Annotated in this window: 22 protein-coding genes and 1 riboswitch; of the genes, 13 read left to right on the forward strand and 9 right to left on the reverse strand. The window is 69.6% G+C overall.

All coding sequences use genetic code 11. The features are described 5' to 3' along the window. Nucleotides 1-14: 14 nt before the first annotated feature. The 8 genes from AVJ23_RS15700 to AVJ23_RS15735 all read right to left on the reverse strand — a co-directional run bounded on the left by AVJ23_RS15700 (nucleotide 15) and on the right by AVJ23_RS15735 (nucleotide 6,517). Nucleotides 15-950 carry an ABC transporter substrate-binding protein gene (locus AVJ23_RS15700; RefSeq protein WP_058863157.1) on the reverse strand — a complete coding sequence of 312 codons (936 nt, stop codon included), beginning with the start codon at nucleotides 948-950 and terminating at the stop codon, nucleotides 15-17. Continuing rightward, on the reverse strand, nucleotides 947-1,939 hold the full coding sequence (locus AVJ23_RS15705; protein ID WP_058863158.1) for a HesA/MoeB/ThiF family protein: 993 nt from the start codon (nucleotides 1,937-1,939) through the stop codon (nucleotides 947-949). The genes AVJ23_RS15700 and AVJ23_RS15705 overlap by 4 nt, the downstream gene beginning before the upstream one ends. Continuing rightward, nucleotides 1,936-2,532, reverse strand: coding sequence for a thiamine phosphate synthase (locus AVJ23_RS15710; protein WP_058863159.1), 597 nt, complete (start codon nucleotides 2,530-2,532; stop codon nucleotides 1,936-1,938). Before AVJ23_RS15710 ends, AVJ23_RS15705 begins: the two co-directional genes overlap by 4 nt. After that, the gene (locus AVJ23_RS15715; protein WP_058863160.1) at nucleotides 2,529-3,308 is read right to left on the reverse strand and encodes a thiazole synthase; all 780 of its coding nucleotides are present in this window, start codon (nucleotides 3,306-3,308) and stop codon (nucleotides 2,529-2,531) included. Before AVJ23_RS15715 ends, AVJ23_RS15710 begins: the two co-directional genes overlap by 4 nt. 1 nt (nucleotide 3,309) lies before the next feature. Then, entirely contained in the window at nucleotides 3,310-3,507 is a 198-nt protein-coding gene (gene thiS / locus AVJ23_RS15720) for a sulfur carrier protein ThiS (protein WP_058863161.1), read from the reverse strand. After that, nucleotides 3,491-4,474 (reverse strand): FAD-dependent oxidoreductase, encoded by a 984-nt coding sequence (locus AVJ23_RS15725; RefSeq protein ID WP_058863162.1) that lies wholly within the window; start codon nucleotides 4,472-4,474, stop codon nucleotides 3,491-3,493. The genes thiS and AVJ23_RS15725 overlap by 17 nt, the downstream gene beginning before the upstream one ends. Then, nucleotides 4,471-5,268 carry a bifunctional hydroxymethylpyrimidine kinase/phosphomethylpyrimidine kinase gene (thiD, locus tag AVJ23_RS15730; protein WP_058863163.1) on the reverse strand — a complete coding sequence of 266 codons (798 nt, stop codon included), beginning with the start codon at nucleotides 5,266-5,268 and terminating at the stop codon, nucleotides 4,471-4,473. Before thiD ends, AVJ23_RS15725 begins: the two co-directional genes overlap by 4 nt. Nucleotides 5,269-5,334: 66 nt before the next feature. Further along, a riboswitch (TPP riboswitch) is annotated at nucleotides 5,335-5,435 on the reverse strand. 101 nt (nucleotides 5,436-5,536) lie between these two features. Further along, the gene (locus AVJ23_RS15735) at nucleotides 5,537-6,517 is read right to left on the reverse strand and encodes a LysR family transcriptional regulator (protein ID WP_058863164.1); all 981 of its coding nucleotides are present in this window, start codon (nucleotides 6,515-6,517) and stop codon (nucleotides 5,537-5,539) included. A gap of 309 nt (nucleotides 6,518-6,826) precedes the next feature. On the opposite strand from AVJ23_RS15735, the gene speB reads away from it, so the two are divergent. From speB to AVJ23_RS15775, 8 genes are all read left to right on the forward strand, one after another. Next, nucleotides 6,827-7,894 carry an agmatinase gene (speB, locus tag AVJ23_RS15740; RefSeq protein ID WP_058863165.1) on the forward strand — a complete coding sequence of 356 codons (1,068 nt, stop codon included), beginning with the start codon at nucleotides 6,827-6,829 and terminating at the stop codon, nucleotides 7,892-7,894. Between the two features lie 38 nt (nucleotides 7,895-7,932). After that, nucleotides 7,933-8,766, forward strand: a complete 834-nt coding sequence (locus tag AVJ23_RS15745) for an ABC transporter permease (protein WP_058863198.1) — start codon at nucleotides 7,933-7,935, stop codon at nucleotides 8,764-8,766. 1 nt (nucleotide 8,767) lies between these two features. Beyond that, complete coding sequence (locus AVJ23_RS15750) at nucleotides 8,768-9,580, forward strand: ABC transporter permease (protein ID WP_058863166.1); 813 nt, start codon at nucleotides 8,768-8,770, stop codon at nucleotides 9,578-9,580. Continuing rightward, a complete protein-coding gene (locus tag AVJ23_RS15755) occupies nucleotides 9,577-10,740 on the forward strand; it encodes an ABC transporter ATP-binding protein (RefSeq protein WP_205626870.1) in 1,164 nt (387 codons plus the stop codon). The genes AVJ23_RS15750 and AVJ23_RS15755 overlap by 4 nt, the downstream gene beginning before the upstream one ends. Before the next feature lie 39 nt (nucleotides 10,741-10,779). Beyond that, nucleotides 10,780-11,898 (forward strand): ABC transporter substrate-binding protein, encoded by a 1,119-nt coding sequence (locus tag AVJ23_RS15760; protein ID WP_084794656.1) that lies wholly within the window; start codon nucleotides 10,780-10,782, stop codon nucleotides 11,896-11,898. Between the two features lie 70 nt (nucleotides 11,899-11,968). Beyond that, on the forward strand, nucleotides 11,969-13,516 hold the full coding sequence (locus AVJ23_RS15765) for an amidohydrolase family protein (protein ID WP_058863169.1): 1,548 nt from the start codon (nucleotides 11,969-11,971) through the stop codon (nucleotides 13,514-13,516). After that, nucleotides 13,513-14,355 (forward strand): creatininase family protein, encoded by an 843-nt coding sequence (locus tag AVJ23_RS15770; protein WP_058863170.1) that lies wholly within the window; start codon nucleotides 13,513-13,515, stop codon nucleotides 14,353-14,355. The genes AVJ23_RS15765 and AVJ23_RS15770 overlap by 4 nt, the downstream gene beginning before the upstream one ends. Further along, complete coding sequence (locus tag AVJ23_RS15775) at nucleotides 14,352-15,200, forward strand: creatininase family protein (RefSeq protein ID WP_058863171.1); 849 nt, start codon at nucleotides 14,352-14,354, stop codon at nucleotides 15,198-15,200. The genes AVJ23_RS15770 and AVJ23_RS15775 overlap by 4 nt, the downstream gene beginning before the upstream one ends. A 45-nt stretch (nucleotides 15,201-15,245) precedes the next feature. Here the strand turns inward: AVJ23_RS15775 and AVJ23_RS15780 are convergent, their stop codons facing one another. Continuing rightward, entirely contained in the window at nucleotides 15,246-15,860 is a 615-nt protein-coding gene (locus AVJ23_RS15780; protein ID WP_367576931.1) for a glutathione S-transferase family protein, read from the reverse strand. A gap of 60 nt (nucleotides 15,861-15,920) precedes the next feature. On the opposite strand from AVJ23_RS15780, the gene AVJ23_RS15785 reads away from it, so the two are divergent. The 5 genes from AVJ23_RS15785 (at nucleotide 15,921) to AVJ23_RS15800 (ending at nucleotide 20,005) form a co-directional block, all read left to right on the forward strand. Continuing rightward, nucleotides 15,921-16,607 carry a helix-turn-helix transcriptional regulator gene (locus tag AVJ23_RS15785; RefSeq protein WP_058863172.1) on the forward strand — a complete coding sequence of 229 codons (687 nt, stop codon included), beginning with the start codon at nucleotides 15,921-15,923 and terminating at the stop codon, nucleotides 16,605-16,607. Nucleotides 16,608-16,657: 50 nt separating this feature from the next. Further along, the gene (locus tag AVJ23_RS15790; protein ID WP_058863173.1) at nucleotides 16,658-17,056 is read left to right on the forward strand and encodes a dihydroneopterin aldolase; all 399 of its coding nucleotides are present in this window, start codon (nucleotides 16,658-16,660) and stop codon (nucleotides 17,054-17,056) included. 409 nt (nucleotides 17,057-17,465) lie between these two features. Continuing rightward, nucleotides 17,466-18,011, forward strand: a complete 546-nt coding sequence (locus AVJ23_RS22865; RefSeq protein ID WP_157772686.1) for a hypothetical protein — start codon at nucleotides 17,466-17,468, stop codon at nucleotides 18,009-18,011. A gap of 300 nt (nucleotides 18,012-18,311) precedes the next feature. Next, nucleotides 18,312-19,094, forward strand: a complete 783-nt coding sequence (locus AVJ23_RS15795) for a CPBP family intramembrane glutamic endopeptidase (RefSeq protein WP_240484680.1) — start codon at nucleotides 18,312-18,314, stop codon at nucleotides 19,092-19,094. A gap of 71 nt (nucleotides 19,095-19,165) precedes the next feature. After that, nucleotides 19,166-20,005: an amidohydrolase family protein gene (locus tag AVJ23_RS15800; RefSeq protein ID WP_058863175.1), complete on the forward strand. Its 840-nt coding sequence runs from the start codon at nucleotides 19,166-19,168 to the stop codon at nucleotides 20,003-20,005. Nucleotides 20,006-20,095 lie beyond the last annotated feature (90 nt).

Consider the following 20,095-nt stretch of genomic DNA (forward strand, 5'->3'; position numbering starts at 1 on the left):
TCCCGGGGGGCCGCTCATTGCGCGCCGAGGTCCACGGCCAGGGCGTCCACGGGGCGGGTGCCCTCGACCAGCCCGGTCTCGGCGAGGAAGGCCTCGAACCGGGCATAGCGGTCCTCGTCCAGCGCCTCGGGGCGCAGGGCGAAGCGGGGCAGCGTGTCGGCCCAGGCCATCTCGTTCAGCGCGTCATCCAGCTCGGGCGCGCTGCCGGCAAAGATCTCCCAGCTCTCCTCGGGGTGGTTGACGATGTATTGCGTGGCGCGTTCCGTGGCGCGCAGGAAGCGGCGCAGCAGGTCGGGATCCATCCGATCGGGATTGGCGACATAGATCAGCTCGTCATAGGCGGGCACGCCCTCTTCCTCGGGATAGAAGCAGCGCCCCGCCACCCCTTCCAGCGCCATCTGGTTCAGCTCGAAATTGCGGAAGGCGCCCAGCACGGCGTCAACCTGCCCCGACATGACCGAGGGCGAGAGCGACCAGTTCACGTTGACCAGCCGCACGTCCTCCAGCGCCAGCCCGTGGCGCGCCAGCATGGTGCCGAGCAGCGCCTGCTCGACGCCCGCGACCGAGAAGCCGATCGTGCCGCCCTCCAGATCCGCGATCGTCTCGATCGGGCCGTCCTCCAGCGCCAGCAGGCAGTTCAGCGGCGTGGCGACCAGCGTGCCCACCCGCACCAGCGGCAGCCCCTCGGCCACCTGCAGGTGCAGCTGCGGCTGGTAGGAGATCGCCAGTTCCGCCTGCCCGGCGGCCACCATCTTGGGCGGGTCCGAGGGATCGGCGGGGGCCACGACCTCGACCGCCAGTCCCTGGTCGGCGAAATAGCCCTGTTCCTGCGCCACGATGATCGGCCCGTGATCGGGGTTCACGAACCAGTCGAGGATCAGCGTCAGGCGATCCTGCGCAAGCGCCGGGGGCGCGGCCAGGATCAGGGCGGTCAGCAGAAGATGTTTCATTCGGTGGTCTCCGGTGGGGAAGGGGGGGCGCCAAGCGCCATCAGGGCGATCTCGCCCGGCCAATGGGCGCGCAGCCGCTCCGCCGCCTGCCAGGCGCGCAGGCCCGAGCGGCAGGCCAGCACGGCGCGCTGGCCGGGGGCAGGGCAGGGGCCGTCCGGCCCGAATTCGGCCACGGCATGGCGCGTCGCGCCGGGCAGGGCGGGGCCGGGCTCGTCCGGACCGCGCAGGTCGACGAGGAAGTCGGTCTGCCGCAGCGCGTCGGGTGCGATGAAGCGGGGGCCGCCCTCGGGCTCGGGCGCGCCGTCGAAGCGGAAGCCGCCAAAGCGCAAACTCGCCGCGTCGCAGGTCACCACCCGGCCCAGCGGCGAGGGCGCGGCGCCGGTCAGCACGGCCAGCGCCATCTGCGCCTGCAGCGCGCCAAGCAGCCCCACGACCGGGCCCAGCACGCCCTGCTCGGCGCAGCTGCCGGGCTGTTCGGGCAGGTCGGGGAACACCGCCCGCAGCGAGGGCGCGGGCCCGCAGAACCCGCCGACATGGCCCGCCTGTCCCACCACCGCGGCCGAGATCAGCGGCAGGCCGCGCGCCTGGCAGGTGTCGCTGGCGATGTAGCTGGCGGCGAGGCTGTCGGCGCAGTCCAGCACCAGCGTCACGCCCCCGCAGAGCCTCGCGGCATTGGACGGGTCGAAGGCCGTGGCGAGCGGCTCCACCCGGCATTCGGGGTTGAGCGCGTCCATGTGGCGGGCGGCGGCCACCACCTTGGGCGCGCCGATGTCATCCATGCGGAACAGCGTCTGGCGGTGCAGGTTCGACAGCGCCACGGTGTCGGGATCGACCAGCCGGATCCGGCCCACGCCGGCGCCGACAAGGTATTGCAAGACCGGCGCGGCCAGCCCGCCCGCGCCGATCACCAGCAGATGCGCGGCGTCCAGCGCCTGCTGCCCGGCCGCGCCGAATTCCGGCACGGCGATCTGGCGGGCATAGCGGCTCATCCCGTCACCTCCAGCCAGGCGCGCACCCGCGCCTCGGGGTCCGCGTTCAGCGTGATGTCGGTCACGGCCGAGACCACGTCCGCCCCGGCGGCAAAGGCGCCCGGCGCGCGGTCGACGCGCATGCCCCCGATGGCAACCAGCGGCGTGTCCCCGATGCGGGATTTCCACGTGGTCAGTTTCTCGACCCCCTGCCGGTGCCAATTCATCCGTTTCAGGATGGTCGGGTAGATCGGCCCCAGCGCCACGTAATCGGGGGACAGCGCCAGCGCGCGGGCCAGTTCCGCGTCGTCATGGGTCGAGATCCCCAGCCGCAGCCCGGCCCTGCGGATCGCGCCCAGATCGGCGCCGTCCAGGTCTTCCTGCCCCAGGTGCAGCCAGTCGCAGCCCAGATCGATCGCCAGCCGCCAGTGATCGTTGACCACCAGCGTGGCGCCATAATCGCGGCAGAGATCGCGCGCGCGGGCGATCTGGTCGCGCAGGTCGGGCGCGGGCCGGTCCTTCAGCCGCAGCTGCACCAGCCGCACCCCCAGCGGCAGCATCCGCTGCAGCCAGGACACGTCATCGAAGATCGGATAGAAGCGCGGCAGGGTCATGTCAGGAAGGCCTTGCCCAGCACCGGGGTCGAGGGTTCGGCCATGTCGCGCGGCGGCATCGGGTCGGCGCGGTGGGCCAGCGCCCCGGCGGCCACCGCCCCGGCAAAGGCCTCGGCCATGGCGGCGGGATCGCCCGCCTTGGCCACGGCGGTGTTCAACAGCACCGCGTCATAGCCCAGCTCCATCGCCTGCGCCGCCTGGCTGGGCAGGCCCAGCCCGGCATCCACCACCAGCGGTACCTCCGGGAACTGCGCGCGCAGCGACCGCAGCCCGTAGAGATTGTTGAGCCCCAGCCCCGTGCCGATCGGCGCGCCCCAGGGCATCAGCACCTCGCAGCCCGCTTCCAGCAGCCGCTCGCACAGGACCAGGTCCTCGGTGCAATAGGGAAAGACGGCAAAGCCCTCATCCGTCAGCAGGCGCGCCGCCTCGACCAGGCCGAAGGGATCGGGCTGCAACGTGTCGGCATGGCCGATCACCTCCAGCTTGATCCAGTTGGTGCCGAACAGCTCGCGCGCCATCTGCGCCGTGGTCACCGCCTCGCGCACCGAATGGCAGCCGGCGGTATTGGGCAGCAGCGCCACGCCAAGCGCCTCGACCAGCGCCCGGAATTGCTGGCCCTGCGCGGTGTCGCCCGACCCGGCCTCGCGCCGGACCGAGACGGTGGCCACGCCCGCGCCCGAGCGGCGGAAGGCCTCGGCCAGAACCGTGGGCGAGGGGTATTGCGCGGTGCCCAGCATCAGGGCCGAGGCGATTTCCGTGCCGTAGAAGACGGGCATCTCAGCCTCCCTGCCGTGGCGCGACGATCTCGACCCGGTCGCCGGGGGACAGCACCGTCTCGGCGCGCCGGGCGGCGGGGACGAAGCCCTCGTTCACCGCGGTGGCCACCTTGGCGCCGGCCTGCCCGGTCTCGTCCAGCAGCTCGGCCAGCGTGCGGGCGGCGGTCTCGCGGGGTTCGCCGTTAAGCGTGATGGTCATGCAGCATCTCCGGGTCCGGTTGGCCCTCCAGCGCCGCGGCGGCCATCTGCGCCAGCGCGGGCGCAAGCAGGAAGCCGTGGCGGAACAGGCCGTTGACGTAAAGCGTGTCTCCCGCGCGGGTGAGACGCGGCAGGTTGTCGGGAAAGGCGGGGCGGGCATCGACCCCGATCTCGACCAGCTCGGCGGCGCCGAAGGCAGGGTCCAGCGCATAGGCGGCCGAGAGCAGCTCCATCACCGAGCGCACGCTGGCGCCCGCGCGCGCGCCGCTCTCGATCTGGGTCGCGCCCAGCATGAAGCGCCCGTCGCCGCGCGGCACGATATAGAGCGGATAGCGCGGGTGCAGCAGCCGCACCGGCCGGGTGAGGTCGATCTCGGGGGCGCGCAGCACCGCCATCTCGCCCTTGACGCCGCGCAGCTCGGGCAGGGCAGGGCGGGCGGCCAGCCCGGTGCAGTCGATCACCTGCTCTGCCAGCGTGTCAGACGCCCCGTCGGTGACAAGCCGCACGCCCCGCGCCACCAGCCGGTCGCGCAAACCGTGCAGCGTGGCGCGCGGGTCCAGATGCGCCTCCTCAGACATCATCAGCGCGCGCTCGAAGCGCCCGGCCAGCTGCGGCTCGGCCGCGGCGATGCCGTCGCGGTCCAGCCAGCGGTGGTTGGTGCTGCGCCGCGCGAAGAGGTCCAGCTCGCGCCGGTCGCGCCCCAACGCCACGACCAGCGTGCCCGCCCGGGTCACGGCGGCGCCCTGCGCCTGCCACCAATCGGCCGCCTGCCGGCCAAGGCGCACCACCGGCTCCTCGGCCGTGACCCCCTCGCAATCCGGGGCGAGCATCCCGCCCGCCCACCAGGAACAGGCCTGCGCCCCCGGCCCGCCGGCGGGGTCGGTGATGGTGACGGCATGGCCGCGCGCCGACAGCTCGGCCGCGACGCACAGCCCGGCAACGCCGCTGCCCCGGACCAGCACCCTCATGCCCAGAGCTCGTGGAAATGGTGCACCGGGCCGTGGCCCTGTCCAATGCGCATCCCGTCCGCGGCGCGGATCGCGCCGTGCAGCCACAGATGCGCGCGGCCCACCGCGTCGGCCAGGGCCATGCCCTGCGCCAGCCCCGCCGCGATGGCCGAGGAGAGCGAGCAGCCCGTGCCATGGGTGTTGGCCGTGGCGATGCGCGGCGCGGTGAAGGGCTGCGCGCCCTGATCCGTCACCAGCCAGTCGGTGCAGGTGGGCCCGCCCCCGTGCCCGCCCTTCATCAGCACGGCGCCGGCACCCAAGGCGCGCAGCCGGTGGCCCTGGTCCTGCATCGCGGCCCCGTCGCCGGCGGCTTCGTCCCGCAGCAGGCGGGCGGCCTCGGGCAGGTTCGGGGTCAGCAGCGTGGCGCGCGGCACAAGCCGGCGCGCCAGCGCGTCCACCGCGTCATCGGGCAGCAGGACATCGCCCGATTTCGCCACCATCACCGGGTCGAGCACCACCGCCCCGGCAAAGCCCGCGATCGCCTCGGCCACGCAATCCACCAGCGCGGGCCCGCCCAGCATGCCGATCTTGATCGCATGCACCTCGATATCGTCCAGCACGGCGGCCACCTGCGCCGCGATCACCTCGGGCGGGACCGGGTGCACGGCGGTCACGGCGCGGGTGTTCTGCGCGGTGATCGCGGTGATGACGCTGGCGCCATAGGCCCCCAGCGCCGAGACGGTCTTGAGATCGGCCTGGATCCCGGCGCCGCCGCCGCTGTCCGAGCCGGCAATGGTCAGAACTGTCGCCGTCACATGCACGCCCTCCCAAGGGTCGGAACGGCCGGGACGGACGGGAAGCAGGGCGGGCACGGCATGCGTGCGGTCGCAAGGGCTGTTTCCTACGCCGGTCCTAACCGGTTCAGGTTCAATGGGTTTGCGTCGCCGCATCTCAGCCCCGAGGGGCACCCCAACAGACGCCTCATGCCTAGAGCACCCCCCGCCCCGCCGTCAAACGCTTTTCGGCGGGGCGGTAGGAGTGCGCGGGAAATGTAGGGGATAACAGGTGGCTGGGAGGAAACCCTCAGGCCTGCGGGCGGGCGGGAGCGGCCTCGGCCCGCGGGACGGGTCGGCCGTGCGGCTGGCCGGGCGTGGCGCGCGGGTGGCGCGCGGCGACCAGGCAGTCGGTGAAGGTCTCGACCACGGCCGAGCGCGGGCCATCGACGCGCCGCACGAATTCGAAGGGCGCGGTATAGCCCATCTCGCCTTCCAGCAACACGCGCATCTCGTCGCGCTGGATCCAGGGCGCGGCGAGGTGGTCGGGCAGGTAGCCAAGGTAGCGGCCCGACAGGATCATCAGCGCCACCGCTTCCATGTGAGCCGCAAAACTGGCCGGTTCCTGCGCGTCGGACAGTTGCTGGCGCAGGTAGCTGCGCGACACGAACGGGTGGGCGCTGATCGCGTCGGGGTTCAACGTCGTGTCGCCCTGCGCAAAGAGCGGGTGGCGCCGACCGCAGACCAGCAATTGCCGTTCGTCGAACAGCCAGTCGTAGCGCAGGCTGGCGCCGTGGTGAAAGAACGCGCCGATGCCGATGTCGCAGCTGCCGTCCAGCACCGACAGCTCGATATTGTCGGGCGTGTCCACATGAATGCGCAGCCGGGCATCGGGGGCCTTCTGGGTGAACAGGTCGATCGCGTCGGGCAGCGGGCTGGCAGGGTTGCTGGAGACGTGGTCGACGATATGCACCGTCAGGTCGCCGACCAGACCGTCGCGCAGGCTGGCCATGCGGGCCTCGAAACTGCCGACACTCTCGAACAGGGCGCGGGTCGCCTCGATCACCTGCTCGCCCTCCTCGGTCAGGCGGAACCCGCCACGGCCGCGATGGCACAGCCGGAATCCCAACTGCTGTTCCAGTTCGGACATCTGGTTCGAGACGGTGGACTGGCCGAGGTTGAGCGCCGCCTGCGCCTGTGCGAAACCGCCCAGCCGGACGATCTCGGCAAACAGCCGCAGCAGGCGGAAATCCTTGTAGAACAGTTTCTGGCCGACATTGGTCTGGTTCATGACCGGGTCCTCTCGCCGCGATCCGGCCCGCCTGTGCCCGAATATCGGGCAGGGGGCCTGCGGAAAATCCTAGACCAGCGGCCGATTCCCGGGTTTCGGACCCGTTAAAGAATGCGCACATTTGTGCGCATTGTCGATTCTTTCCGCTGAAACCACCCGTTCCGGGCGAGCGTGCCGCGAAAACGGGCGAAGTGCGAATGGCGCGGGCCTTGCATGTCGGGGCGGGAATGTTTGCTCCCGGTGGCCGATATTGAAGCCGGTGCCATCTGCGGGCCTGCTTGGAGACAGACCAGCAGGACCGAGGCCCCCATGAAGGACGACACAAACAAGCTTGCCCGGCTGCGCGCCCGGTTCGGGGACCGTTCCGGGGGCGAGATCGCCGATCCCCGCTTTGCCCGGGTGGCCGCACAGCTGTTCTCGAAGGACGGCACCCGCGTCGCGCCCTTTGCCGGGCACCCGACGCTGCTCTCGGCGCCGGCGCGCGTCATGGATCCGGAAGTGCCCGATTTCTCTGGGCTGGACGTGGCGCTGATCGGGATGCCGATGGACATGGGCGTCAGCAACCGGCCCGGCGCCCGGTTCGGGCCGCGCGCGCTGCGCGCCATCGAGCGGATCGGCCCCTACAACCACGTGCTCGATTGCCTGCCCGTGGGCGATCTGCGCATCGCCGATACCGGCGACGTGCCGTTCCGCAGCCGCTTTGCGCTGGAGGACAGCCACGCCGATGTCGAGCGCTGGATCACCCATGTCGTCGAGGCCGGGGCGGTGCCGCTTTCGGTCGGAGGGGATCATTCGATCTCGCACCCGATCCTGCGCGCGCTCGGCCGTGACCGGCCGGTGGGCATGATCCATATCGACGCCCATTGCGACACGTCCGGACCGTTCGACGGCACCCGCTTCCACCATGGCGGGCCGTTCCGCAACGCGGTGCTGGACGGCGTGCTGGACCCGGCGCGCACGATCCAGATCGGCATCCGCGGGTCGTCGGAATACCTGTGGGAGTTCAGCACCGCCAGCGGCATGACCGTGGTCCATGCCGAGGAGATCACCGAGGCCGGGCTGCCCGGCCTGATCCGCCGCGCCCGTGACGTGGTAGGGGCGGGGCCGACCTATCTGTCCTTCGACATCGACAGCCTGGATCCGGCCTTTGCCCCCGGCACCGGCACGCCCGAGGTGGGTGGGCTGAGCACGCGCGAGGCGCTGGCCCTGCTGCGCGGCCTGAAGGGGCTGAGCCTGGTGGGGGCGGACATCGTCGAGGTGGCGCCGCAATACGATGCCACCACCAACACCGCGCAGGCCGGCGGGCAGGTGCTGTTCGAACTGGCGAGCCTGATGTGCTTCTCGCCCGCCATCGCGTCGACCGGGGTGGGCCGGTGAGCGGCGCGGCGCTCCCGGCGGCACCCGCGCTGCCCCGGATGGACCGCACCCAGCTGATCGTCTGGGCCATGGCGCTGCTGCCCATCGTGGTGCTCTGCGTGTTTTATTTCTACCCGCTGATGCGGGTGCTGACGATCTCGGTCACCGAGCCCGAATTCGGGCTGGGCAACTACCGAGACATCTTCACCAGCTCGGCGGTGCGGCGCGTGGTGCAGACCACGCTGTGGATCTGCGTCGTGTCCTCGGTCGTGTCGCTGTTCTTCGGCTACTTGCTGGCCTACGCCATCGTGCATGCCGCGCCCAGCTGGCAAAGCTGGATGCTGCTGGCGGTGCTGCTGTCCTTCTGGGTGTCCGTTCTGATCCGCACCTTTTCCTGGATCGCGCTGCTGCAGACCCGCGGGCTGGTCAACGAGACCCTGCAAGTCATCGGCCTGATCGACGAGCCGATCCGCTTCATCCGCAACCCGTTCGGTGTGATCCTTGGCATGGTGCATTACATGATCCCCTACGCGGTGCTGCCGCTGATGGCCAACATGCGCACCATCGACACCCGCTACGTGCCGGCGGCGCGCGGGCTGGGGGCCTCGCCCTTCGGCGCCTTCTGGCGGGTCTTCCTGCCGCTCAGCCTGCCCGGTCTGATCAGCGCCTCGATCCTGGTGTTCATCTTCTCGATCGGCTTCTACATCACGCCGGCGCTGCTGGGGGGCGGGCGCTCGACCATGGTGGCGGAATACATCGCGCTGCAGGTCAACGAGACCCTGGCCTGGGGGCAGGGCACTGCGCTGGCCTCCAGCATGCTGATCCTCGTCTTCGCCATGCTGGTCGTGCTGGGCCGGATCGTGAAGTTCCGCACCATGTTCGGAGCGGCGTGAGATGGAGCGGTTGCGCGGCGGCTTCGGATTCGCCTTCACCCTGTGCCTGGCCTGGCTGCTGATCGCCTTTCTGATCCTGCCGCTGCTGATCGTGGTGCCGATCTCGTTCACGCCCGAACGCTACCTGTCGCTGCCCGAGGGCACCTATTCCCTGCGCCATTACGAGACCGTGTTCACCGATCGCGGCTGGCGCAAGGGGATCTTCGACAGCACTGTGGTGGCGCTGGGGGCAGCGGCGCTGGCCATCGTGATGGGCACGCTCTGCGCCATCGGCTTATGGAAGCTGTCCTCGCGGCTGGGAGAGACGATCCGCATCCTGGCGCTGACCCCGATGATCGTGCCGCCCATCGTGCACGCTTTGGGGATGTACCGGGTCTGGGTGGATTACGGGCTGATCGACACTTATTCGGGCCTGATCCTGGCGCATGCGATGAAGGGCATCCCCTTCGTGGTGATCTCGGTCTCGGCGGTGCTTTCGAATTTCGACCCGCGGCTGGAGCAGGCGGCGCGCAGCCTGGGCGCCGGGCCGCTGACGGCGATGCGCCTGACCATCCTGCCCAATATCTGGCCCGGCGTGCTGGCCGGCGGAGTCTTCGCCTTCGCCATCTCTTGGGACGAGATCGTGGTCGCGCTGTTCCTGACCCGGCGCCGTGTCGACACGCTGCCGCGCCAGATCTGGGACGGCATTCAGGACAACATCTCGCCCGCGGTGGCGGCGGTCGGCGTGCTGCTGATCCTGGCCACGATCCTGGCCGTGCTGGGCAAGATGGCCTGGGACCGGCGCATGGCCGCCCGCGCAAGGGGGCCTGCATGACACGTCAGCACCCGCTGCCATCCGCCGCCACCCTCTCTCCGATCCCGCTGCAGCAGGAAGGCCTGTCCATGACCCAACCCGACACAGCGGCCAGCGGCCTGACGATCCAGAGGCTGGTCAAGCAATACGGCGAGACCTACGCGCTGAAGGATGTCAGCCTCGAGATCCCCGCCGGCAGCTTCACCACGCTGCTGGGGCCCTCGGGGTCGGGAAAGACGACGCTGCTGATGTCGATCGCGGGCTTCACCCGGCCCGAGACCGGCCGCATCCTGGCCGGCGGGCGCGACATCACCGGCCTGCCGCCCGAGAAGCGCGAGTTCGGCATGGTCTTCCAGGGCTACGCGCTGTTCCCGCACCTGACCGTGGCGGGCAATGTGGGCTTCGCGCTGAAGCTGCGCCGCCGGTCGCGGTCCGAGATCGCGACCCGCGTCGCCGCCGCGCTGGACCTGGTGCAGCTCTCCCACCTGGCCGACCGCTACCCGCGGCAGCTGTCGGGCGGGCAGCAGCAGCGCGTGGCGCTGGCCCGGGCGCTGGTGTTCGAGCCGGGGGTGCTGCTGCTGGACGAGCCGCTCTCGGCGCTGGACAAGTCGCTGCGCGCCGACCTGCAATGGGAGCTCAAGGCGTTGCATGCCCGGCTGGGCGTGACCTTCGTCTATGTCACCCACGACCAGGAAGAGGCGCTGTCCATGTCGGACCAGATCGCCATCATCCGCGCCGGCGAGGTGGTCCAGAGCGGCGCGCCCGCCGAGCTTTACGACCGGCCCAAGACCCATTTCATCGCCGATTTCCTCGGCCGCAGCAATTACGTCGAGGGCACGGTGGCGCGGCGCGACGGCCGCCCGGTGATCGAGGCGGCGGGCCAGCTCGTGCCGGTGCCCGAGTGCGCCGCCGTCCCCGCCGCGGGGCGCCCCGCCATCCTCGCCATCCGCCCCGAGAAGATCACCGTGCGCCCCGATGACGGGCAGGGGCCGGGGCTGCCCGGCCGGCTTTCGGCCTGGAGCTATCTCGGCGCCACGATCAGCTGCCGGGTGGCCACCGATCTTGGTGAATTCCACGTGCACTTGCCCACCTGGCAGGCCGCGTTCGAACCGCAGCCGGGACAGGCCCTGCGCCTGGACTGGCCCCCGGAGGCCGGCCGCATCGTCCGCGACGACCGGTAAGACCCGAAGGCAACCCTCAACCAGACAAGGAAATCTCTCATGAGAAACAGGACTGTGACCTCCGACGTCGAAACCCGCGTCGAACGTTTTCGCCAGATGACCGACGGCCAGCTGGTGAACCGCCGGACCTTCCTGAACGTGCTGGGGGTGCTGGGCGTCTCGGCCGGCGTGTTCCGCATGACCCCGGCGCTGGCCCAGGGCCGCGAGATCGTGCTGGTCAACTGGGGCGGCGACGCCGTCACCGCCATGACCGAAGCCTTTGCCGAGCCCTTCATGCAGGCCGATCCCGACCACACCGTCTATGTCGAGGGCGCCGGCCCGTCCTCGGGTGCGATCAAGAGCATGGTGGAGAGCGGCGCGGTGACCTGGGACGTGGCCGACCGCAACATCCCCGCCTCGCTGGAACTGGGCCGGCAGTGCCTGCTGGAAGAAATCGACTATACCATCGTCGACCGCAGCAAGGTGCGCCCGGAACATGCCGGCCAATGGGGGGTGGGCAGCTACATCTTCTCGAACGTGATCTGCTGGGACACCAAGGCCTTTCCGGACTGGGAACCGACCGGCTGGGCGGATTTCTGGAACCTGGCCGACTATCCCGGCACCCGCACGCTGCGCCGCCATATCGACGGCCAGCTCGAGGCGGCACTGATGGCCGACGGGGTGGCGCCGGCGGACATCTACCCGATCGACGTGGACCGCGCGCTGGCCAAGATCGCCGAGATCAAGGAAAACACGATCTTCTGGGGCTCGGGCTCGGAGAGCCAGCAGCTGTTCCGCGACCGCGAGGTGGTGATGGGCAACATGTTCAACACCCGCGCCAGCGTGGTGCGCCGCGAAAGCGATGCCGAAATCGAGTTCACCTATGCCCAGGGCATCGTCTGGCCCGGCGCCTGGATCGTGATGAAGGGCAACCCGGCCGGCAGCGCGGTGTTCGACCTGATCGCCTCGATGCAGGATCCGGCGGCGCAGGTCGTGCTGTTCGAGCTTCTGGGCAACGGCCCGGTGAACCCGGAGGCCGCCGCGATGGTGCCCGAGGCGCTCAAGCCGCTCGATCCCGGCTCGCCCGAGAACTATGCCAAGCAGATCCCGGCCGATGCGGAATGGTATGCCGAGAACTCGGCCGAAGTGCTGAACCGCTATATCGAGGCGATCTCGTGATGCTCCCGGGCGCCGGGGCGGCCTGTCTGTGCCGGTGCGGCGCCCGGACCGCGACGGGGCAGGCGCGCGCATGACCGCGCCCCGCGACTGCGTGATCCGGGGCGGTCGCCTGCTGCGCCCCGGTGCCGACAGTGCACCGCCGGCCGACATCCTGGTGGCCGAGGGGCGGATCGCCTCCATTGGCCCGCCCGGCCTTGCCGCGCCCGAGGGTTGCCCGGTCATCGAGGCAACCGGCTGCCTGCTGCATCCGGGGCTGGTGAACGGCCACACCCATGGTCACGGGCACTATTCGCGCGGGCTGACCGACGACCTGACACTCGAGACGCTGCTGGCCGGCAGCTTCTGGTTCAACGGCAACCGCAGCCATGCCGACAAGTACCTGTCCACGCTGGTCGGCGCGGCCGAGATGGTGCTGAAGGGCTGCACCGCCTGTTTCGACCTGTTCTGGGAATTCCCCACCGTCTCGCAGGAGGGGATGGTCACCGCCGGGCGCGCCTACAGCGATGTGGGCATGCGCGCGGTGGTGGCCCCGATGGTGGCCGATGGCAGTTTCCTGGGCTCGGTGCCCGGGCTGCTGGAGGCGATCCCCGCGGACCTGCGCGACGAGATCATCCCCTGGACCGCGCCCACGCCGGAGGCGTTGCTGGCGCGGCTGGCGGCGATCGACGAGGCCTGGCCCTTCGAGCGCGACCGCATCGCCTTCGGGCTGGGCCCGACCGTGCCGCTTCTGTGCAGCGACGACTTCCTGGCCGGGGCCGGGCGGCTGGCGCGCGACCGCGGCCTGCCGATCCAGACCCACCTGTCCGAGACCCGCATCCAGGAGGTGACCGCCCGCAACCGCTGGGGCCGGTCGCTGACCGAGCACCTGGCCGACCTGGGCGTGCTGGGCGACACGCTGTCTGTGGCGCATGCGGTCTGGCTCAACGGCCATGACATCGATCTGCTGGCCGGGGCCGGCGCGGTGGCGGTGCTCAATCCCTCCTCCAACCTGCGGCTGGGCTCGGGGCTGCCACGGATGCGCGCGCTGCTCGATGGCGGGCTGACCGTGGGGCTGGGCACCGACAGCGCCTCCTGCGCGGATCACCAGAACATGTACGAGGTCACCCGGCTGGCCGGCTACCTGTCACATGTGCAATCGCCCGATCCGTCCCGCTGGGTGACCAGCGCCGAGGCCGCCCGCGCCGCGACCGAGGGCGGGGCGGCGGCGCTGAACATGCCGCATATCGGCCGGCTGGAGCCGGGATGTGCCGCCGATATCGTGTTCCTCGATCTGGGCTGGGTGCATTGGCTGCCGCTGCGCAACGTGACCATGCAGTTGGTCCAGGCCGAGGACGCCACCGCGGTGCGCCACGTGATGATCGACGGGCGCATGGTGGTGCGCGACCGCCGGCTGCTGACCGTCGACCTGGCGCGGCTGCAACGGCAGGTCTCGGACGCGGTGGCCCGGCTCGACGCCATGAACACTGTCAATGCCGCGCTGTTCCGCAGGCTGCAGCCGGTCGTGGGCCGGTTCTGCTCTGCGCTGTCCCCGCATCCCCAGGCCGCGGCGGCGCCGCTGCCGCCCACCGGCGGGCCTGCTGCCCCCGGATCACGCCGACCCAACGAGGAGCCGACATGACCTTTCCTTATCCCGACACCGCCACATGGCGCGAGATCCCGATCTTCGATGAGCTGACCTCGCATGACGTGGCCGCCGCCGTGGCGGCCGGCGCGCATGTGATCGTCCCCTTCGGCGCGACCGAGCAGCATGCCGGCCACCTGCCGCTGGGCACCGACACCTATCAGAGCGTCGACATCGCGCGCCGCGCGGCGGCGACGCTGATGCGCGAGGGCGTGCCCCTGCTGGTCGGCCCGGCCGTGCCCTTCGGCCCCTCGGCGGTGCAGAGCGAAAGTCCGATCGACTTTCCCGGCTCGGTCTATGTCTCGCATGCCACGCTGTTGTCGCTGACCCGCGACATCTGCCACGAGCTGGCCCGCCAGGGATTCAAGGTGATTTACCTCGTCTGTGGCCATGCCGAGAGCGACCCGGTCCTGCAGATCGCCGCCAAGGAGGTCTCGGAAGAGACCGACGCCTCGGTGCTGTCGGTGCAATGGCTGATCGGCACCCAGCCCGAATACGGCACGGTCAAGCGCGCCCCCGGCTCGCAGGGGCATGCGGGCGAGGGCGAGACCGCGCGCATGCTGGCTTCGGCCCCGCACCTGGTGCGCCCGCACAAGTATGTCAGCTATCGCCCGGCACTGCCCGCCGACCCGGCCGCGCATGACAAGATGCCCTATCTCGGCGGCGCGATCGGCCGGTACAAATACCCGCCGCATGTCTTCGAGGGGTTCGAGGACGGGCTCTGGGGCGATCCCGAATACGCCACCGCCGAAAGCGGCGAGGCCTATTACGAGATCATCGACCGGTGGCTTTGCGACGTGATCCGCAAGGAACGCGCGCTCTGGGGCGCGGCATGACCGGCGCCGCCCCCGACCATCGCGCGGTGCCCAGCTTCGACGAGATGACCTCGGTCGAGGTGGGCGCGGCGATCGACGCCAATGCGGTGATCCTGGTCTCGCTGGGTGCGACCGAGCAGCACGGCGCTCACCTGCCGCTGGGCGCCGACACGATGCAGGGGATCGAGCTGGCCCGGCGCACCGTGGCGCGGCTGCAGGCCGAGGGGCACCCGGCCATCGTCGGCCCGGCGATCCCCTTCGGGCCGCGCGGCTTCCTGTCCGAGACGCCGATCAAGCTGCCCGGCAACGTGAACCTGAGCGCCCGCACCTTCATGCGGGTGCTGGAAGAGGTCGGCCGCGAGATCATCGACCAGGGCTTTCGCCGGGTCTATTTCCTGGGCTTCCATGCCGAGAGCGACGCGCCGATGCAGATCGTCGCCAAGACGCTTTGCGAAAGCACACAGGCCAATGTGGTGACGCTGAACTGGCTGGTCGGCGCCCGTCCGCGGTACTCGAAATTCATGGAGGCCAAGGCGCAGGACGGTCATGGCGGCGAGGGCGAGACCTGCCGCATGCTGGCCACCGCCCCGCACCTGTGCCGCATGGACAAGGCCGCACCGTGGCACCCGACAGTGCCGCAGGACCGGCCCGACGCGGACGCGCTGCCCTATCTCGGCGGCGGGGTCGGCCGCTACAAGATGGCCGAACCCTATTTCGAGGGCTTCACCTCCGGCATCACGGGCGATCCGCAGCTGGCCACCGCGGACCGGGGCGAGCTGGTCTATGACATCATGACCGGCTGGCTGGCCGACGTGATCCGGCACGACCTGGCCGGCAGCGAGGATTTCAGCCGCTCCGAGCTGTGAGGCCCGGCATGTTCGGGGCCGCACGGCCTGACCCGAGCCGCCCGCTCACCCCGCCAGTGTGGCCATCTCGCGGGCGGTGACGGCGGCGACGGCGGGGCGTGCGGCGCAGCGGCGGATCCAGTCGCGGATCGCGGGGCGGTCGGGTATGGCCTCGGGCATCACGTGGAACGGGCTCGACAGCAGCAGGTCGACGGCGGTGTAGCGCGCCCCCAGCAGGTAGGGCCCCCGGGCCAGCGCCGCCTCCAGCCGGGCCGTGACCGCGCCCATGTCGCGGAAGGTGGCGCGCAGCACCGGGTGGTCGCAGCCGGCCTCGTCCAGGACCAGCACCGGCTCCATCACGCCCTGGTAGTAGAACAGCCAGCCCAGGAAGGCGCCGCGCTGCGGATCGCCCACCGGGCAGCCCATCCCCGCCTCGGGGAAGCGGTCGGTCAGGTAGGTGAGGATGGCGCCCCGCTCGGACAGCGCGTCGGTGCCGTCGACCAGGTAGGGCACCTTGCCCTCGGGATGGGGATTGCGCGGATCCGGCCCGCCGCTGCCGTCGCGGCGCGTGACCGCGACCTCGCACAGCTCGATCCGGTCGGTCAGGCCCATCTCCTCGATCAGCACGAGCAGCGTGGTCGAGCGGGAAAAGGGCGCGTGGTAGAGGGTCGGCATGGTCATGTCTCCTGTCAAAGCGTGTGGGCTTGCCATAGCGCCCCCCTGCTGACAGTTTGCGTCAGCATGGCCCGGACCGACCGCCTGATGCGCCTGATGGATGCGCTGCGCCGCCTGCCCGCCCCGGTCACCGCGGCGCGGCTGGCCGAGGAGACCGGCGTCTCGCGCCGCCAGCTCTATCGCGACATCGCCACGCTGCGCGCCGGCGGCGCGCTGATCGACGGCGCGGCGGGCGTGGGCTATGCGCTGACCGAGGATCCCGCCCTGCCGCCGCAGAGCTTCTCGCGGCTGGAGATCGAGGCGCTGGTCCTGGCCGTGGGCGAGCTGCGCCAGACCGGCGACGCGGCGCTCGAGGCGGCGGGCCGGGCGGCGCTGGCCCGGATCATCGCGACGCTGGACGATGCGCGGGCGCGCCAGGCCCTGCACACGGTGCTGCGCAGCTTCCGCCCGCCGCCCGCACCGGTGCCGCATGTGGTGGAGATGGCGCTGCTGCGGCAGGCCTGCTGGGAGGAGCTGGCGCTGGACGTCACCTATCGCGACCTGCGCGGCCGGGTGAGCGAGCGCGAGCTCTGGCCGCTGGGGATCAGCTATGCCGAGGGGGCGCTGAAGCTCCTGGCCTGGTGCTGCCTGCGGCAGGACTGGCGCATCTTCCACGTGCCGGGGCTGGAGCGGGCGGTGCTGAACGGCCGCAGCTTCCGGCCGCGCCGCGTGGGGCTGTTGCGCGACTACGCCGCCCGGGGACAGGCGATGTGAAAACCGCGCGGGCGGGCTACCTGACGGGGGTCCACAGCCCGGAGGCCCGCATGACCCGCCACAGCACCGTCGACCTGAGCGATCTTGCCCTGCAGACCGAGATCGGAACCTATGGCCCGGGCGACGTGGTGCCGGACACGCACCTGCTCGACCTGACCCTGACGCTCGATCCCGGTTTCGTGCTGGTGCCGGGGGACGGGATGGAGCATGTGTTCGACTATGACCCGCTGATCGCCGAGATCGACCGGCTGGCCCGCGACGGCCCCTACGAGACGCAGGAATGGCTGATGACCCGCATCGCCGCCGCCTGCGCCCGCCACCCCGAGATCACCGCCATCGACCTGCGCCTGCGCAAACGCCCGGTGCTGAACGGCTCGGGCACGCTGGGCATGCGGCTGGTGCTGGAAGGCGCCCCCCTGGCCGCCCTCGCCCGGGGCGGGGCGGGGTAGGGGGGCGCTAGGCCGCAGGCCCGCAGGGATCAGTGGGGCGGTGTTTTTTTGGCGGTCACGTTGCCAGGGGCTTTGTTGGTGGGACGTTCAGATGGGCAGGCAGGAGGTGATGGTCCGGTCCGCGATGCACCGCAGTCTGGTGTGTGAGACAAATCCGCCGTTTGAAACTTGCAAGTCAATGCCTGGCTTTCGGCGTCGCAAGCAAATAGCACCTGAAGTCAACTATGACACAGCTCGAAATTATAAAATTCTGGAAATATCGGGGAAAAACCGCTGATGGGCGAGGACATCTGGCTTGACCAAATGACGCCGTGTTGTAAAAAGATAGTGGCTGTCAGAACATTAACTATAAGTCGAAATAATCTCAAGCCAAAGTCCCCGTTGTTGTAAAGTCCGAAAGGTGGAGTTCATGAAGAAACAGCTATTTGCGGCATTGGTTTTTCTAGCCAGCGCCAACATTGCCCTTGCTCAGGAAGAGAGTGCGACCGATCTTTCGCGCTACGAACTGTTCGAGGAAGGTCAGACAATAAAAACCCTGACCGACCTTCAAGATATGGAAGACCGTTACAAGTCACTTGTAGCCGATGGGAATTGTACAGATGCGCTTCCTGCGATTGTAGAGTTTTACGAAGCTGCAAATCACGTATCGAACCTGATTAGGCGCGGCAATGAACCCTACTACGATGCAAGACGAGACGATCAAAAAGCCATAGCCCGAGATCGTTCTCTTCTGAATGAACTGGTTGTCGCCGAAAACACTTTCAATAATTTGATAAGACAAAGAAACCGTGCGTGGGTAGAAGAGGCAAAGTGCCTTCTGTCGACGGGTGAAAAGCAAGAAGCTGTTGTCCGCCTTTACCGCGCCCTCGACTACATTGACGGGGAAGACCTAAGGCTTTGGGAGGAGGCTCGCAGGCTGCTTTGGGCAGAAGTAGGTTTTAGCGGGAATAACTAGGTTTGGCACGGTGGATGTCCTATAGCGTAGGTGTTTTCCCTCTTGGCCGACATTGGTGTGCTTGGCAGCATCCGTTAGATTGGTTTCGATGCCGCCGTTCGCCGCGACGGCCTTGATGTCATCACCGACCGCGTTTAGCTGCACCTCGCCGCGATCCATGACCGATCATGCCGTGCACAGCGGCGCCACCCCAATAGATGACTCCGATCAACACGTTCACGAAATCCGATATGTCTGCTAGGGCGGCGGGTGGATGGGGTGTTGGGATGCGAGGGGTCCATGTCCGGTCGAACCATTGCGGTGTTTCTGTGTCTCACCTTCCTGCTCACCTGGGCGATCATCGGGGCCTATGTGCTGGCGCCGGGCTGGGCGGCGGGGTGGTTCGGCGAGATCAGCGGGGCGCATCCGCTCTTCTTCCTGGCCACCTGGTCTCCGGCGCTGGCCGCCATTGCGCTGGTGCTGGCGCAGGGGGGGCGTGCGGGGCTGGGGCGGTTCCTGTCGCGGCTGGGGCTCTGGCGGGCGCCGGCGGGCTGGGTCGCCTTCGTGCTGCTCGGCGTGCCGCTCGTCTTCGTGGCGGGCTCGCTGTTGAAGGGCGGGCCGGTGCTGGCGCCGCTGCCGCCCGAGGGGGCAGGGGCGATGGTCGGCGTCCTGCTGATGATGCTGTTTCTCGGACCCATCGAGGAGCTGGGCTGGCGCGGCGTGCTGCAACCGCTGCTGCAACGCCACGTGGCGCCGCTGGGCGCGGGGATGCTGGTGGGCGCGATCTGGGGGATCTGGCACCTGCCGGCCTTCTTCCTTGCGGGCACCGTCTTTGGCGGCTGGAACTTCCTGCCCTTCTTCCTTGGCAACGTGGTGCTGGGCGTGCTGGTCACGCCGCTTCTGAACCGCACCGGCGGCAGCCTGCTCTGGCCGATGCTGTTCCACTGGCAGCTGATCAACCCGTTCTGGCCCGATGCGCAGCCCTGGGACAGCTGGATCCTGCTGGCCCTCGCCCTGGTCATGGTCTGGCTGCACCGTGACACGATGTTCACGCGGGCGGGTGCGGTGACGGAGCCGATCCCGCCCCGCCAGACCCGCTCATAAAAACACGTTTCATTCATGAATATCCGCGCTAGGCTGGCCGCAGCCGGCCACGCCCGAGACGCGGAGGATTCATGCATATCGTCGACACCCACCTGCACCTGGTCTATCCCGACCGCTTTGCCTATCCCTGGATCGAGGAGGTGCCGCCGCTGCAGGGCGCCTGGACGGCCGAGGCCTATTTCGACCGGGCCGTGCCCCTCGGGATCTCTGCCGCGCTGCACATGGAGGTGGACGTGGCCGAGGCGCAGATCGCCGAGGAGAGCCGCTTCATGGCCGGGGTGCATCCGCGCATCGCCGGGGTGATCGCCGCCTGCCGGCCCGAGCGGGCGGATTTCGCGGAGCAGCTCGACCGGTTGAGCGACCTCGCGGCGCTGCGCGGGCTGCGGCGGGTGCTGCACGTGGTGCCGGACGATGTCTCGCAGTCGGAGACCTTCCGCGCCAATATCGCCGCGCTCGCCGCGCGGGGGCTGAGCTTCGATCTCTGCGTGCGGGCCGACCAGCTGCCGCTGGCCATCGCGCTGGCCGATGCCGCGCCCGACACGGTGATGGTGCTGGATCATTGCGGCGTGCCCACGATGCAGCCGGAGGATTTCGACCGCTGGGCCGGGGATGTCGCGGACCTCGCCCGGCGCGGCAATGTCATGGGCAAGATCAGCGGCGTGATCGCTTATGGTGGCGAGGGCCCGCCAGAGCAGCGCCTGCGCCCCTATGTCGAGCATATGGTGGCCTGTTTCGGCTGGGACCGGCTGGTCTGGGGCTCGGACCACCCGGTCTGCACGCTGGGCGCGCCGCTCGAGGACTGGGTCGCCACCACGCATCGCCTGCTGGAAGGGTGCAGCGAGGCCGAGGTGGCGGCGCTGCTGCACCGCAATGCGCAGCGCATCTACCGGCTGGGCGAAATCGAGTCTTGAAAAAACCATCCATTGATGAAAAGATCATTCATATAAGAAAGACACACCGCCTGGCCCGGGGGAGGTCCGGGCGGTGCCAGGCCCGGGAGG

This window comes from Pseudoponticoccus marisrubri (genome assembly GCF_001482405.1).
Taxonomy (GTDB): domain Bacteria; phylum Pseudomonadota; class Alphaproteobacteria; order Rhodobacterales; family Rhodobacteraceae; genus Pseudoponticoccus; species Pseudoponticoccus marisrubri.

What these genes read in the sequence shown, in the direction of transcription:
- AVJ23_RS15775 (WP_058863171.1), top strand. Translation starts at nt 14,352, where the DNA reads ATGACCGGCGCCGCCCCCGACCATCGCGCGGTGCCCAGCTTCGACGAG.
- AVJ23_RS15770 (WP_058863170.1), top strand. Translation starts at nt 13,513, where the DNA reads ATGACCTTTCCTTATCCCGACACCGCCACATGGCGCGAGATCCCGATC.
- AVJ23_RS15745 (WP_058863198.1), top strand. Translation starts at nt 7,933, where the DNA reads ATGGACCGCACCCAGCTGATCGTCTGGGCCATGGCGCTGCTGCCCATC.
- AVJ23_RS15750 (WP_058863166.1), top strand. Translation starts at nt 8,768, where the DNA reads ATGGAGCGGTTGCGCGGCGGCTTCGGATTCGCCTTCACCCTGTGCCTG.
- speB (WP_058863165.1), top strand. Translation starts at nt 6,827, where the DNA reads ATGAAGGACGACACAAACAAGCTTGCCCGGCTGCGCGCCCGGTTCGGG.
- AVJ23_RS22865 (WP_157772686.1), top strand. Translation starts at nt 17,466, where the DNA reads ATGAAGAAACAGCTATTTGCGGCATTGGTTTTTCTAGCCAGCGCCAAC.
- thiS (WP_058863161.1), bottom strand. Translation starts at nt 3,507, where the DNA reads ATGACCATCACGCTTAACGGCGAACCCCGCGAGACCGCCGCCCGCACG.
- AVJ23_RS15735 (WP_058863164.1), bottom strand. Translation starts at nt 6,517, where the DNA reads ATGAACCAGACCAATGTCGGCCAGAAACTGTTCTACAAGGATTTCCGC.
- AVJ23_RS15800 (WP_058863175.1), top strand. Translation starts at nt 19,166, where the DNA reads ATGCATATCGTCGACACCCACCTGCACCTGGTCTATCCCGACCGCTTT.
- AVJ23_RS15725 (WP_058863162.1), bottom strand. Translation starts at nt 4,474, where the DNA reads ATGAGGGTGCTGGTCCGGGGCAGCGGCGTTGCCGGGCTGTGCGTCGCG.
- AVJ23_RS15790 (WP_058863173.1), top strand. Translation starts at nt 16,658, where the DNA reads ATGACCCGCCACAGCACCGTCGACCTGAGCGATCTTGCCCTGCAGACC.
- AVJ23_RS15755 (WP_205626870.1), top strand. Translation starts at nt 9,577, where the DNA reads ATGACACGTCAGCACCCGCTGCCATCCGCCGCCACCCTCTCTCCGATC.
- AVJ23_RS15700 (WP_058863157.1), bottom strand. Translation starts at nt 950, where the DNA reads ATGAAACATCTTCTGCTGACCGCCCTGATCCTGGCCGCGCCCCCGGCG.
- AVJ23_RS15715 (WP_058863160.1), bottom strand. Translation starts at nt 3,308, where the DNA reads ATGCCCGTCTTCTACGGCACGGAAATCGCCTCGGCCCTGATGCTGGGC.
- AVJ23_RS15765 (WP_058863169.1), top strand. Translation starts at nt 11,969, where the DNA reads ATGACCGCGCCCCGCGACTGCGTGATCCGGGGCGGTCGCCTGCTGCGC.
- AVJ23_RS15785 (WP_058863172.1), top strand. Translation starts at nt 15,921, where the DNA reads ATGGCCCGGACCGACCGCCTGATGCGCCTGATGGATGCGCTGCGCCGC.
- AVJ23_RS15760 (WP_084794656.1), top strand. Translation starts at nt 10,780, where the DNA reads ATGAGAAACAGGACTGTGACCTCCGACGTCGAAACCCGCGTCGAACGT.
- AVJ23_RS15705 (WP_058863158.1), bottom strand. Translation starts at nt 1,939, where the DNA reads ATGAGCCGCTATGCCCGCCAGATCGCCGTGCCGGAATTCGGCGCGGCC.
- AVJ23_RS15780 (WP_367576931.1), bottom strand. Translation starts at nt 15,860, where the DNA reads ATGACCATGCCGACCCTCTACCACGCGCCCTTTTCCCGCTCGACCACG.
- AVJ23_RS15710 (WP_058863159.1), bottom strand. Translation starts at nt 2,532, where the DNA reads ATGACCCTGCCGCGCTTCTATCCGATCTTCGATGACGTGTCCTGGCTG.